Source organism: Ectopseudomonas alcaliphila (assembly GCF_900101755.1).
Lineage (GTDB): Bacteria > Pseudomonadota > Gammaproteobacteria > Pseudomonadales > Pseudomonadaceae > Aquipseudomonas > Aquipseudomonas alcaliphila.
Genome location: NZ_FNAE01000001.1, coordinates 1274282 through 1287995, shown reverse-complemented (window position 1 = coordinate 1287995; position 13714 = coordinate 1274282). Strand labels below are relative to the sequence as shown.

General features: G+C 64.4%; 9 protein-coding genes. 7 read left to right on the top strand and 2 right to left on the bottom strand.

Going from position 1 to position 13714, the window contains the following annotated elements:
• Positions 1–163: 163 nt before the first annotated feature.
• Positions 164–2590, top strand: coding sequence for a membrane-bound PQQ-dependent dehydrogenase, glucose/quinate/shikimate family (locus tag BLR77_RS06180; RefSeq protein ID WP_074675972.1), 2427 nt, complete (start codon positions 164–166; stop codon positions 2588–2590).
• An 84-nt stretch (positions 2591–2674) separates the two neighbouring features.
• On the opposite strand, the gene BLR77_RS06175 is transcribed toward BLR77_RS06180, so the two are convergent.
• Together BLR77_RS06175 and BLR77_RS06170 are read right to left on the bottom strand one after the other, a co-directional pair.
• On the bottom strand, positions 2675–3385 hold the full coding sequence (locus BLR77_RS06175; protein WP_074675970.1) for a response regulator: 711 nt from the start codon (positions 3383–3385) through the stop codon (positions 2675–2677).
• Positions 3360–6755 (bottom strand): ATP-binding protein, encoded by a 3396-nt coding sequence (locus tag BLR77_RS06170; protein ID WP_074675968.1) that lies wholly within the window; start codon positions 6753–6755, stop codon positions 3360–3362. Before BLR77_RS06170 ends, BLR77_RS06175 begins: the two co-directional genes overlap by 26 nt.
• Before the next feature lie 357 nt (positions 6756–7112).
• Between BLR77_RS06170 and urtA the strand changes: the two genes are divergently transcribed.
• The 6 genes from urtA (at position 7113) to fmdA (ending at position 13697) form a co-directional block, all read left to right on the top strand.
• On the top strand, positions 7113–8345 hold the full coding sequence (urtA, locus tag BLR77_RS06165) for an urea ABC transporter substrate-binding protein (RefSeq protein ID WP_074675966.1): 1233 nt from the start codon (positions 7113–7115) through the stop codon (positions 8343–8345).
• 98 nt (positions 8346–8443) lie between these two features.
• Positions 8444–9361, top strand: a complete 918-nt coding sequence (gene urtB, locus BLR77_RS06160) for an urea ABC transporter permease subunit UrtB (protein WP_017678851.1) — start codon at positions 8444–8446, stop codon at positions 9359–9361.
• A gap of 88 nt (positions 9362–9449) precedes the next feature.
• The gene (gene urtC / locus BLR77_RS06155) at positions 9450–10619 is read left to right on the top strand and encodes an urea ABC transporter permease subunit UrtC (RefSeq protein WP_074675964.1); all 1170 of its coding nucleotides are present in this window, start codon (positions 9450–9452) and stop codon (positions 10617–10619) included.
• Positions 10616–11377, top strand: a complete 762-nt coding sequence (gene urtD, locus BLR77_RS06150; protein ID WP_074675962.1) for an urea ABC transporter ATP-binding protein UrtD — start codon at positions 10616–10618, stop codon at positions 11375–11377. The genes urtC and urtD overlap by 4 nt, the downstream gene beginning before the upstream one ends.
• Before the next feature lie 124 nt (positions 11378–11501).
• The gene (urtE, locus tag BLR77_RS06145; RefSeq protein WP_074675961.1) at positions 11502–12191 is read left to right on the top strand and encodes an urea ABC transporter ATP-binding subunit UrtE; all 690 of its coding nucleotides are present in this window, start codon (positions 11502–11504) and stop codon (positions 12189–12191) included.
• A 276-nt stretch (positions 12192–12467) separates the two neighbouring features.
• Positions 12468–13697 (top strand): formamidase, encoded by a 1230-nt coding sequence (gene fmdA / locus BLR77_RS06140; protein ID WP_074675959.1) that lies wholly within the window; start codon positions 12468–12470, stop codon positions 13695–13697.
• The last annotated feature ends 17 nt before the right edge of the window (positions 13698–13714 follow it).

Below are 13714 nucleotides of genomic sequence, written 5' to 3'. Positions count from 1 at the left end.
ATCGGTTCAGGCGCCACTTTATGCCAACACTGGCGACGCGGGGAGTGCGCAGCCGCGCTGCCTGTCACTCATGCCGCCGCAGAATCGCTGAACTCTCATCCTCACTTCGCATCCACAGATCACGGCCCTGGTCTGGACGGGGCAGTGATTCGGGGAGCGAGCAATGACTGAGAACAACAAGGCGCAGCCCCTGCGCATCAAGCTGACGGCCTGGCTGGTCGCTATTCTGGGCGTACTGCTGGCGCTTGGCGGCGCCTATCTGCTGTGGCTGGGCGGGTCCTGGTACTACCTGTTGGCCGGCCTCGGCCTGCTGCTGGTGGGTGTGCTGATTCATCGCCGTCAGCGTGCGGCCTTGTGGCTGTATGCCCTGGTGCTGCTGGCGAGTCTGGCCTGGACGATCTACGAGGTGCGCTTCGACTGGTGGCAGATGGCGCCGCGTATCGACCTGTGGTGCGTACTCGGCCTGTGGCTGCTGCTGCCCTGGATCAACCGACACATCGCGCCCGGGCAGCCCTGGCGTGACGGTGCCAGCGTGGTGCTGGGTATCGGCCTGCTGCTGGGCGCGGGCACGGCGGTTTATTCGCTGACGCAGGATTACCATCGCCTGCCCGGTCGTTTCGACGAGCCGCGCATGGCCGCTACCACCGTAGTGCCAATCCGTCGTTCGGCCAGCGAATGGACCGCCTATGGCGGCTCGTCGCGTGGCGATCGCTACGCCAGCGCCGAGCAGATCACCTCGGCCAACGTCGGGCGGCTGAAGAAGGCCTGGGAGTTTCACACCGGCGATCTGCGTGGCGAGGGCGATCCCGGTGAGCTGACCAATCAGGTGACGCCGCTGAAGATCGGCGACAACCTGTTCATCTGCACGCCACACAGCATCGCCATCGCCGTGGACGCCGATAGCGGCGAGGAACGCTGGCGCTTCGACCCGGCCATCAACCGCCAGGCCGAGTATTACCAGCACATGACCTGCCGCGGCCTGGCCTACCACGATGCGGCAGCCTATGCCGGCCCCTTGATCGCGGCGCGAGACGGCGCGCTCCCCGAGCTTTCGCCGCAGGCACCGCCGCGCTGTACCCAGCGCCTGTTCCTGCCGACCAACGACGCCACGCTGTACGCGCTCGATGTGCACGACGGCAAGCCTTGCGAGGATTTCGGCGAGGGCGGCATTGTCGATCTCAAGGTGGGCCTGGGCGACGACGCGCTGGGCGTCTACCTGCCCACCTCGCCGCCGGTGGTCACCGAGAAACTGGTGATAGTCGGCGGTTCGGTGACCGACAACGGCTCGGTGGATTCGCCGGGTGGGGTGATCCGTGCCTACGACGTACGTAGCGGCGAGCTGGTGTGGAATTTCGATCCTGGCCGCCCCGATGCCACCGAGCCGCTGCCGGCCGGAGAAACCTACGTGCGCAGCACGCCGAACTCCTGGACCATCGCCACGGCGGATGAGGCACTGGGCCTGGTGTACATCCCCATGGGCAACCAGACGCCTGACCAGTGGGGCGTGCAGCGCAGCCCCGAGGCCGAGCGCTTCACGGCGGCGCTGGTAGCGCTGGACCTGGAAACCGGACGGGTGCGCTGGGAGTTTCGCACCGTGCACCATGACCTCTGGGACCGCGACCTGCCGTCCCAGCCCACCCTGGTGGATATCGAAGGCCCCGAAGGGCCGCTGCCGGCGATCATCCAGGCGACCAAGCGCGGCGACCTCTACGTGCTCGACCGGCGCAGCGGCGAACCTATCGTGCCGGTCAGCGAGCATCCGGTGCCGCAGGGCACGGTGGAGGGCGACTTCACCGCACCGACCCAGCCGGCCTCCGCACTCAGCTATGCCCCGGATGAGCCGCTGCGCGAGCGCGACATGTGGGGCGGTACGCCGTTCGACCAGTTGATCTGCCGCATCCAGTTCCACCGCCTGCGTTACGAAGGCGACTTCACCCCGCCGTCGGAGCAAGGCTCGCTGATCTACCCGGGCAATGTCGGGGTGTTCAACTGGCCCTCGGTGGCGGTCGATCCGCAGCGGCAGATTCTGTTCGGCGCACCCAACTACCTGGCCTTCGTCTCACGCCTGGTCAAGCGTGAGGGGGACGCTGGGCAGGCCAGCGCCCGTGGCAGCGAACGCGGCCTGCAACCCAACCTCGGTGCGCCTTACATGGTCAGCCTGGAGCCTTTCCTGTCACCGCTGGGGCTGCCATGCCAGGCGCCGCCATGGGGCTATGTCACGGCAGTCGATCTGCGCAGCATGGACAAGGTGTGGCAGCGCAAGAACGGCACCAGCCGCGACAGCGCGCCGCTGGGTATTCCCCTGACCGTTGGTGTGCCGAACCTCGGTGGCCCGTTGATCACCGCCAGTGGCCTGGGCTTTCTCAGCGGCACCCTGGATTACTACCTGCGCGCCTACGACATGCGCACCGGCGAGGAATTGTGGAAGGACAGGCTGCCGGCCGGCGGCCAGGCCACGCCGATCAGCTACGTCTCGGAAAAGACCGGCAAGCAGTACGTGGTGGTGATGGCCGGCGGACACGGCTCGTTCGGCACGCGTATGGGCGACTCGCTGGTGGCCTGGACACTGGAGGATGAGCATTCCGAGTAACGGCACTGGGAGCGCGAGGGGGCGCTCAGGCCAAGGCAAGCGGTTGCCGAGACACACGGGATGTCGGTCTCTGACAAGCCCAGACTATGGGCGCTGTTCGCCCATCGCTGTCATGGCCACCGAGGCTGCGGCGGTGCGGGTTTCCACGCCGAGCTTCACGTAGACGTGCTCCAGGTGCTTGTTCACCGTGCGCGGGCTGAGGCCGAGGATGTCGCCGATATCACGGTTGGTCTTGCCGCAGGCCACCCAGCGCAGCACCTGCACTTCGCGCTCGGTGAGCTGGAAGCGCGCCGATAGCTTGGCATAGGCGGGGGCATCGTCGAGGCTGAGGCTGACCGGCTTCGATGCAGCACGCGCGGCCTGGAGTATGCGCGCCGTGCGCAGGTGCGAGGCGACACGGGCGAGTACCTCCTCGGGGTTGATCGGCTTGGTCACGTAGTCGATACCGCCGGCCTCGAAGCCCTGCACCACATGCTCGCTGTCGGTCAGTGCGGTCATGAACAGCACCGGGATATCGGCGCTGCTCGGCTCAGCCTTGATTCGCCGACAGGTCTCGAAACCGTCCAGCCCCGGCATCATCGCATCGAGCAGGATCAGGTCGGGCCTACGCCGCTGGATCCGGCCTAGAGCGCTTACACCGTCCAGTGCTACCAGCACCATGTAGCCGGCGTCGTCGAGAGCGTCGGAGAGCAGCGCGAGGTTGTCCGGTGTGTCGTCGACGATGAGGATGATGCCGCGCTCGGCCGACAGGCTGGCGGGCGAGCACGACTCAGGCTGGTGGAGTGGCGCATTCATGTTCGGCCTCCTTCAGTTGGCGGTTGAATTCGTCGAGCTGGAAGTTCTTCACCAGTAAACGCAAGGCGGCGGTGAAGCCGGCGCAGGCCGGGTGGCGCTGGTCGATATCGTCCAGGCGTTGCTGGATGCCGCGCACGTAACCCAGAGCGCCCAGTTCGCGCAGCGCCTGCAGGTCGTCGCTGCCGGGTAACGTGATGGCCTGAGGCGGTGGCGCTTGCTCCCGGGTGCGGCGCAGCCAGGTCAGGCCGAGCTGCTGCTGGATGCGTTCGAGAAACTGCGGGGTGTACACCGGTTTGGCCAGGTAGTCGTCGCAGTCGGCGGCGACGCTGCGTTCGCGGTCGTCGGTGAAGGCATTGGCGGAGATCACGATGATCGGCGCCTGGCACCGCGTGTTGCGGCGAATCAGGCGGCTGGTTTCCCAGCCGTCCATCTGCGGCATGGACAGGTCCATCAGGATCAGATGCGGGTTGTGCAGCGCCACCTGACGAATCGCTTCCTGGCCACTGGCGGCCTGGATGACCTGGAAAGCCAGCGGTTCGAGCATGCCGGCGAGCACGCGGCGATGTTCGAGATGGTCGTCCACCACCAGGATCAGCCTGCGCTCGCCCTGGTAGCCGATGATGTCGTGCTCGACGTGCACCACCGCCTGCGGCACCCGTACTTCGGAGAGGAACAGGCGGACCTGGAAGCGTGTGCCCTGCTCGGGTTCGCTGTGCACCGACAGCTCGCCGCCCATCAGTGAGGTGAGCATGCGGGTGATGGTCAGGCCGAGGCCGACACCGTTGTCCTGGCGCATCAGGTCGCCGCGTTCGAAGGGCTGGAAGATCCGCTCGATCTGTTCCGGGGCGATGCCGATACCGGTGTCGATGATCTCGAAGGTGGCCGTCTCGCGCATGTAGCCGACGCGAAGACGCACTTCGCCACGCTCGGTAAAGCGCACCGCGTTGCCCAGCAGGTTGATCAGGATCTGCCGCACGCGTTTCTCGTCGCCCCGCACCACTGCCGGCATGCGGCCGATGCATTCGAGGCGAAAACGCAGGCCTTTCTCGGCGGCCTGAGGGGTGAACATGCGTTCGATCTGGTCGATGAATTCCGGGAAGGGAATTTCCGCCAGTTCCAGGTGCAGTTTGCCGGCTTCGATCTTGGCCACGTCGAGCAGGCCGTCGATCAACGACAGCAGGTGCGAACCGCTACGCAGGATGGTGGCCAGGGCATCCTGGTGCTGGCTCGGCATGGCTGCGTCACGCTGCAGGATCTGGGTGTAGCCCAGGATGCTGTTGAGCGGCGTGCGCAACTCGTGCGAGAGCCCGGTGACGTAGCGACTTTTCGCCGCGTTGGCGGACTCCGCCGCCTCCTTGGCCTGCTGCAGGGCTTCGTCGGTCTTGCGGTGAGCTTCGATCTCCTGCATCAGCAGCAGGGTTTGCCGATCCGATTCCTCCTGCGCCACGCGGCGGCTTTCGCGGGTCAGTACCAGCCACCAGGCGAGCATGGCGGCGAACAACGAGAGGGTCAGGAAGGCCTTGAGGAAAGCCTGGAACAGGGTCTGGCGGACTTCTGGCTCCTGTGTCAGCAGGCTCAGCGACACCTGGCTGTAGATCAGCGCCAGTGCGCCGAACAGCATCAGCACCAGCAGGCTCAGCAGGCCCAGGTACTGCGCCAGGCGACTGTGCAGGCGCGGGATGGAAACGCGCGGGAAGAGCCAGCCGATGAAGTCGTCGAGCTGATCGCTCAGGCGGGCTCTGGGTTTGCAGCGATCCTCGCAGCGTGCGTCGAGCGAGCAGCACAGTGAACAGATAGGCGCGCCGTAGGCGGGGCAGTGTGCGGTGTCCGGCTCTTCGAAACGGTTGTTGCACAGACCGCACTGCACCTGGCCGGCTTCGGTATGGGGATAGAGCAGGTGCGGCTGGCGCTCGCGGGCGATGTAGTAGCGCCCGCCAGTGAGCCAGGCCAGCAGCGGCGCCAGCAGGAATGCCGAACCCAGCGCCACGGCTGGCGAAGCCGCTTGTGCCAGGGCGCCGAACAGGCCGCCATGAGCGAGCACCGAGAGCAGGGAGGCGATCAGCATGGCACCGACGCCCACCGGGTTAATGTCGTAGAGGTGCGCGCGCTTGAACTCGATGTATTTCGGCGACAGGCCCAGCGGCTTGTTGATCACCAGGTCGGCCACCAGCGCGCCGATCCAGGCGATGGCGATATTGGCGTAGAGACCGAGTACCTCCTCGATCGCTTCGAACACGCCCAGCTCCATCAGCATCAGGGCGATGGCCACGTTGAACACCAGCCACACCACGCGACCGGGGTGGCTGTGGGTAATGCGGGCGAAGAAGTTCGACCAGGCCAGCGAGCCGGCGTAGGCGTTGGTGACGTTGATCTTCACCTGGCTGACGATGACGAACAGCACCATGGCCGCCAGTGCCCATTGCGGCGAGGCGAACACGTAGTTGAAGGCCACCAGGTACATCTGCGTCGGCTCGGCGGCGCGTTCCATGGGGATTTCATGCTGCAGGGCGAGAAAGGCGAGGAAGGCGCCGGCGAGCATCTTCAACGCGCCAGGGATGATCCAACCGGGGCCGGCCAGCAGCAGTGCCGTCCACCAGCGCACGCGGTTGGCGCGGGTTTTTTCCGGCAGGAAGCGCAGGTAGTCGACCTGCTCGCCGATCTGCGTGATCAGGGCCAGGGCGACGGTGCAGGCAGCGCCGAAATGCAGCAGGTTGAAGCTGCCGGGTTCGCCCTCGCGGCCGGCGAAGCTGGTCCAGTCCGATAGCGCCTCGGGGTTCTTGGCGATGACGAACACATAGGGCAGCACCAGCAGAAACAGCCACACGGGCTGCGTCCACATCTGCAGACGGTTGATCAGGGTGATGCCGTAGGCCACCAGCGGAATGATGATGATCGAGCAGATCACGTAGGCCAGGGCCAGCGGGATGTTGAAGTACAACTCCAGGGCCAGCGCCATGATCGCCGCCTCAAGGGCGAAGAACAGGAAGGTGAAGCTGGCGTAGATCAGCGAAGTGATGGTCGAGCCGATGTAGCCGAAGCCGGCGCCACGGGTCAGCAGGTCCATGTCCAGGCCGGAGCGGGCGGCGTAGTAGCTGATCGGCAGGCCGGTGAGGAAGATCACCAGGCTGACCGCGAGGATCGCCCACAGGGTGTTGGTGAAGCCGTAGGACAGCGCCAGGGCGCCGCCGATGGCTTCCAGGGCGAGGAACGACACGGCGCCGAGTGCGGTGTTGGCGATGCGCAGCTCCGACCATTTGCGGAACGACCTGGGCGTGAAGCGCAGGGCGTAGTCCTCCATGGTCTCGTCGGCGACCCAGGCGTTGTAGTCGCGGCGGATCTTGATGATGCGCTGGGTGCCGGTTGGCTGCACGGGCGAAGTCCTGCTGGCGTTATCGGGTAAGACCGTCCCTGTCGCGCGTCCCTGTAGGAGCCGGCTTGCCGGCGATCTGCGTGACCAGGAAGGGCGCCTCGCCCGCAAGCGGGCTCCTACGGTGCGTAGAAATTGCAACTTCCATGCCCCGGCTCGGCGAGGTCTCTGCCGCGCGCGCGGGCTTCTGTCTGCCTGGTTTTTCTGCGCTCAGCTTGCACCAGGCTGGGGCAGGGCGCTGTACGTCAGATGACGTATGCCCTTACGTCATGCTGCGTATACCCCGCTTGCCGGGGGCGACGCATCCTGACTGCGAAGCCGGCGTGGTTCGGCACGAATAACCAGCACAGGAGCACGACCATGGACTCTCAACCGATTCGACTTCTTCCACGCCGGCTGGCGGTGGGGGCGGCAGCGCTCTCGCTGCTGGCGGCCAGCCTGTTCAGCCATGTGGCCAGCGCCGAGGTGAACACTACCGGCCTGGCGGTGACCGACAGCGAGGTCACGGTCGGCATTCTGCATTCGGCCACCGGCACCATGGCCATTTCCGAAACCGGTTCGATCCAGGCCGAGCGCCTGGCCATCGAGCAGATCAACGCCAGTGGTGGTGTGCTCGGCCGGCAGATCAAGGTCATTCAGGAAGATGGGGCTTCCGACTGGCCGACCTTCGCCGAGAAGGCGCGCAAGCTGCTGGTCGGCGACAAGGTCGCCACCGTGTTCGGTTGCTGGACCTCGGCCTCGCGCAAGGCGGTGCTGCCGGTGTTCGAGAAGGAAAACGGCTTACTCTACTACCCGACCTTCTACGAAGGCCTGGAGCAGTCGAAGAATGTCATCTACACCGGCCAGGAAGCGACCCAGCAGATCCTCGCGGGCCTCGACTGGGTCGCCAAGGAGAAGGGCGCCAAGACCTTCTACCTGCTGGGTTCGGACTACATCTGGCCGCGCACCTCGATGAAGATTGCGCGCAAGCACATCGAGAACGTGCTCGGCGGCAAGGTCGTCGGCGAAGAGTACTACCCGCTGGGTAACACCCAGTTCGGCTCGCTGATCAACAAGATCAAGCTGCGCAAACCTGACGTGGTGTTCGCTGCCGTGGTCGGTGGCTCCAACGTCGCCTTCTACAAGCAGATGAAGGCCGCCGGCGTGACTGCCGACAAGCAGACCCTGCTGACCCTGTCGGTGACCGAAGACGAGTTGCTGGGTATCGGCGGCGAGAACATGGCCGGCTTCTACGCCTCGATGAAGTACTTCCAGAGCCTGGACAACCCGAACAACGCTGCCTTCGTCGAAGCCTTCAAGGCCAAGTACGGCAAGGACGCGGTGATCGGTGACGTGACCCAGGCTGCCTACCTCGGCCCATGGTTGTGGAAAGCCGCGGTGGAGCAAGCCGGCAGCTTCGACATCGACAAGGTGGTTGCCGCTTCCCCAGGCATCGAGCTGGACACCGCGCCGGAAGGCTACGTCAAGGTGCACGACAACCATCACCTGTGGAGCAAGACCCGCATCGGTGAAGTGCAGAAAGACGGTCAGTTCAAGGTGGTGTTCGAGTCCGACCTGATCGAGCCGAACCCCTTCCCGGCAGGCTACCAGTAAGTAACACCCTCTCGTGGGAACCGGCTTGCTGGCGATGAATGGATCGCCGGCAAGCCGGCTCCTACAGGCCTTTCTGTTTTCTTCTGGAGACCATCGACATGGAATGGCTATCGGAATTCGGCGCCATCGCAGCCATGCAGGGGTTCAACGGTTTGTCCGTGTTCTGCGTGCTGCTACTGATGGCTCTGGGGCTGGCGATCATCTTCGGCCAGATGGGCGTGATCAACATGGCCCATGGCGAGTTTCTCACCATCGGCGCATACACCACCTTCGTGGTGTCCTCGCTGACGTCCAGCTACGCACCGGCCTTCGGACCTTACTATTTCTTCCTCGCGATCATTCTCTCGTTCTTCATCGCCGGCGCCATCGGCTGGCTAGTGGAGTGGGCGATGATCAGCAAGCTCTACCAGCGTCCGCTGGATACCCTGCTGGCTACCTGGGGCCTGTCCCTGGTGATGCAGCAGGGCTTTCGCTCGATCTTCGGCGCGCGTGAAGTCAGTGCCACGTTGCCGGACTGGCTGATGGGGTCGTGGAACCCGACCGAGGCCATCGACATTCCGCGTAACGGCCTGTTCGTCATGGGCCTGACCCTGCTGCTTACCGCGCTGCTGTTTCTGATGATCTACCGCTCGCGCTGGGGCCTGCAGGTACGCGCCACCATGCAGAACCGGGTGATGGCGCGCTCCGTGGGCATCAATACCAAGCGCGTCGACCGCATGACCTTCGCCCTTGGCTGCGGCGTGGCCGGCGTGGCGGGCGCGGCCTTCACCACCATCGGTTCGACCGGGCCGACAGCCGGTTCGCTGTACATCGTCGACACCTTCCTGGTGGTGGTGTTCGGCGGCGCCTCCAGCCTGCTCGGCACCATTGCCTCGGCGTTCAGCATCGCTCAGGCGCAATCGCTGCTGGAGTTCTTCACCAGTGGTTCGATGGCCAAGGTGCTGACCCTGTCCGCTGTGGTGCTGATCCTGATGCTGCGCCCGCAAGGGCTGTTCTCGGCCAAGGTGCGCAAATGAAAAGTAGGAGCCCGCTTGCGGGCGATTGCAAACCTGTTCATCGCCCGCAAGCGGGCTCCTACGGGACTGTTGAATTGAGGGCATGGGCATGAATCCGACACTCGACAAACTGCTCGGTGGCAAGCAGGGCGCCATCGGTCTGGCGCTGCTCGCCGCGCTGATCCTGGTGGTGTTCCCGCTGGCGCTCGATGCCTTCCGCCTGAACATGGTGGGCAAATACCTGACCTACGCCTTCGTCGCCGTTGGCCTGGTGTTGTGCTGGGGTTATGGCGGCATCCTGAGCCTGGGCCAGGGCATCTTCTTCGGCCTGGGGGGTTACTGCATGGCGATGTTCCTCAAGCTCGAGGCATCCGACCCGGAGAGCACCAAGATCCAGTCCACGCCTGGAATTCCGGACTTCATGGACTGGAACCAGATCACCGAACTGCCACTGTTCTGGGAGCCCTTCCACAGCCTGGGCTTCACCCTGATCGCGGTGGTGGCGGTGCCGGTATTGCTGGCCTTGGTGATCGGTATCGCGATGTTCAAGCGCCGCGTTGGTGACGTGTACTTCTCCATCGTCACCCAGGCCATCGCGCTGATTCTCACCGTGCTGATCATCGGCCAGCAGGGGCTGACCGGTGGGGTCAACGGCATCACCGACCTGCGCACGCTCAAGGGCTGGGACATCCGCAGCGACGAGGCCAAGCTGATCCTCTACTTCGTCAGTGCGGTGCTGCTCATCGGCTGCATTCTCATCGCCCGTTTCATCATCGCTTCCAAGCTCGGTCGCCTGCTCCTGGCCATGCGCGACAAGGAAGAGCGGGTGCGTTTCTCCGGCTACGACGTGGCCAGCTTCAAGATCTTCGTGTTCTGCGTCGGCGCGGCCTTCGCTGGTATCGGCGGGGCGATGTTCACCCTGCAGGTGGGCTTCATGTCGCCGAGCTTCGTCGGCATCGTGCCGTCGATCGAGATGGTCATCTTCGCCGCAGTCGGTGGGCGTCTGTCGCTGCTCGGCGCGGTGTATGGCGCGTTGCTGGTCAACTTCGGCAAGACCTATTTCTCCGAGAGCTTCCCCGAGCTGTGGCTGTACCTGATGGGCGGCCTGTTCATCGTCGTGGTCATGTACTTCCCCAATGGCCTGGCCGGCCTGTGGGACAGCCATGGCAAGCGCTGGCTGGCAAGGCTGCGGCGTAAACCGCAGGTGGCCGCTGCGCCAAAGCCCGTTGCCGTTGCCACCAGCAAGCGCCCAACCCCTGAACTGGAGACCACGCCATGAGCAGCCCTGCAGGCTTTCAGGCCGCCAAGCCGGTACTGGCCATCGAGGGGCTGACCGTGTCCTTCGACGGCTTCAAGGCGGTCAACGACCTCAACCTCTACGTCGACCGCAACGAGGTGCATGTGGTGATCGGCCCCAACGGCGCCGGCAAGACCACGGTGCTCGACCTGATCTGCGGCAAGACCCGCGCCACCGCCGGCAGCATCGATTTCGACGGCCGTGAGCTGACCAGGATGCGCGAGTTCGACATCGTCCGTGCTGGCGTCGGGCGCAAGTTCCAGAACCCGTCGATCTACGAAAACCTGACAGTGTTCGAGAACCTGGAAATGTCCTACCCGGCCGGGCGCAAGGTGTTCGGCGCGCTGTTCTTCAAGCGCACGCAAGAGGTGATCGAGCGGGTCGAACAGGTGGCGCAGGAAATCATGCTCGGTGATCACCTGCACCGGCAGGCCGACCTGCTTTCGCACGGGCAGAAGCAGTGGCTGGAGATCGGCATGCTGCTGATGCAGGACCCGCAGTTGCTGATGCTCGACGAGCCGGTGGCTGGCATGAGCGTCAGCGAGCGGGTGGCCACGGCCGAGCTGCTCAAGCGCATCAGTCAGGGCCGCTCGGTGCTGGTCATCGAGCACGACATGGAGTTCGTCAAGAGCATTGCCCACCGCGTCACCGTGCTGCACCAGGGCAAGGTGCTGGCCGAGGGCAGCATGGACGCGGTGCAGAGCAATCCCAAGGTCATCGAGGTGTATCTGGGGCATTGAGTGCTTTTTCGTAGGAGCCGGGGGGACGCCTAGTTCTTGCCGGCGATCGAATGCGCAACCGACGCGGATCGCCCGCAAGCGGGCTCCTACCCCTATCGTCTTAGTCGGCTACAAGGAATCCAGCATGTTCCAGATTAGCAACCTCGCTTCCGGCTACGGCCAGAGCCAGATCCTCCACGAGCTCAACCTCGACGTGGCGAAGAAGGAAATCGTCGCGGTGATGGGCCGCAACGGCATGGGCAAGACCACCTTGTTCAAGAGCCTGATGGGCATCCTGCCGCAATGGGGCGGGCAGATTCGCGTGGACGGCAAGGACGTGTCGAAACTGGAGACCCATCAGCGCGTGGAAAGCGGCATTGCCTACGTGCCGCAGGGACGGATGATCTTTCCCAGCATGACCGTGCTGGAAAACATCCAGACCGGCCTGCCGGCCTCCGCTGGCGGCAAGGTGCCGGACGATCTCTATGCGTTGTTCCCGGTGCTGCTCGAGATGCGCCACCGCAAGGGCGGCAACCTCTCCGGTGGCCAGCAGCAACAGCTGGCCATCGCCCGCGCGCTGGCCACTAACCCCAAGGTGCTGCTGCTCGACGAACCGACCGAGGGTATCCAGCCGTCGATCATCAAGGACATCGCCCGCAGCCTGAAGGAGATCCGCAACATGCGTGACCTGACCATCGTGGTATCCGAGCAGGTGCTGTCGTTCACCATGGAAATCGCCGACCGCTTCCTGGTCATCGAGAAGGGCAAGTTCGTCGTCGAGGAAAGCCGCGACAAGGTCGATGAGGCGAGCATCAGCCGTTATCTGTCGGTGTGACGCAATCTGTAGGAGCCCGCTTGCGGGCGATGCTGTCGCTTGCAATCAATCGTCGGCAAGCCGGCTCCTACAGGTACAAATTCCCGCTTTACGGCCGGTGTGTTCTCCATGCGCCGGCCGCTTTTTCGCGCCTGCGAAAAATACCTGAAGGCCGCATGAGGTCTGCTGTTCGCACATACGTCATCCAACGTATTGGCCGATTTCACCGTGCGTTCGAGACTGGCTGCGTACCCCGGCACAGGCCGGCATTCATCCCAGGTCTTATGGAGCTCAGTCATGACCGATACCCTGATCAAGGTCGACCTCACCCAGGCTGCTACCGATAACGAACAGGTGCACAACCGCTGGCACCCGGACATTCCCATGGCCTGCTGGGTCAACCCAGGCGACGACTTCATTCTCGAGACCTACGACTGGACCGGCGGTGCGATCAAGAACGACGACGACGCCAGCGACGTGCGCGACGTCGACCTGTCCACCGTGCATTACCTGTCCGGCCCGGTAGGCGTGAAAGGCGCTCAGCCGGGCGACCTGCTGATCGTCGAGCTGCTGGATATCGGCGCCAAGCAGGACATGCTCTGGGGTTTCAACGGCTTCTTCTCGAAGAACAACGGCGGCGGCTTTCTGACCGACCATTTTCCCTCGGCGCAGAAGTCGATCTGGGATTTCGAGGGCATGTTCACCAAGAGCCGGCACATTCCCGGCGTGCGCTTCGCCGGCCTGATCCACCCAGGGCTGATCGGCTGCCTGCCGGATCACAAGATGCTCGCCGACTGGAACAAGCGCGAGCAGGCGCTGATCGATACCAACCCGACCCGCGTACCGCCGCTGGCCAACCCGCCGTTCGCCAGCACCGCGCACATGGGCAAGATGAAGGGTGAGGCCCGCGACCTGGCCGCCGCTACCGGCGCGCGCACCGTGCCGCCGCGTGAGCATGGCGGCAATTGCGACATCAAGGATCTGTCGCGTGGCTCGAAGATTTTCTTCCCGGTCTACGTCGATGGCGCCGGCCTGTCTGTGGGCGACCTGCACTTCAGCCAGGGTGACGGCGAGATCACCTTCTGCGGCGCCATCGAGATGGCCGGCTGGGTACACATGAAGGTCGAGCTGATCAAGGGCGGCATGGCCAAGTACGGCATCAAGAACCCGATCTTCAAGCCCAGCCCGATCGTGCCGACCTACAACAACTACCTGATCTTCGAAGGCATCTCGGTCGACGACGACGGCAAGCAGCACTACCTGGACGTCAACCTGGCCTACAAGCAGGCCTGCCTCAACGCCATCAACTACCTGACCAAGTTCGGCTATTCGCCGGCTCAGGGCTACTCGCTGCTTGGCTCGGCGCCGGTGCAGGGGCACATCAGTGGCGTGGTCGACATCCCCAACGCCTGCGCCACGCTGTGGCTGCCGACCGATATCTTCGAGTTCGACATCAACCCCAGCGCCAGCGGCCCGACCAGGTTCCTCGACGGCAGCATCGACCTGCCCATCGCCTACGACAAGTGAGCGTACCCGCCTGTGGG

Bases quoted from the DNA above. Each gene is read 5' to 3' on its own strand.
- urtA (WP_074675966.1), top strand. From the start codon at position 7,113: ATGGACTCTCAACCGATTCGACTTCTTCCACGCCGGCTGGCGGTGGGG.
- urtE (WP_074675961.1), top strand. From the start codon at position 11,502: ATGTTCCAGATTAGCAACCTCGCTTCCGGCTACGGCCAGAGCCAGATC.
- urtC (WP_074675964.1), top strand. From the start codon at position 9,450: ATGAATCCGACACTCGACAAACTGCTCGGTGGCAAGCAGGGCGCCATC.
- urtB (WP_017678851.1), top strand. From the start codon at position 8,444: ATGGAATGGCTATCGGAATTCGGCGCCATCGCAGCCATGCAGGGGTTC.
- fmdA (WP_074675959.1), top strand. From the start codon at position 12,468: ATGACCGATACCCTGATCAAGGTCGACCTCACCCAGGCTGCTACCGAT.
- BLR77_RS06175 (WP_074675970.1), bottom strand. From the start codon at position 3,385: ATGAATGCGCCACTCCACCAGCCTGAGTCGTGCTCGCCCGCCAGCCTG.
- urtD (WP_074675962.1), top strand. From the start codon at position 10,616: ATGAGCAGCCCTGCAGGCTTTCAGGCCGCCAAGCCGGTACTGGCCATC.
- BLR77_RS06180 (WP_074675972.1), top strand. From the start codon at position 164: ATGACTGAGAACAACAAGGCGCAGCCCCTGCGCATCAAGCTGACGGCC.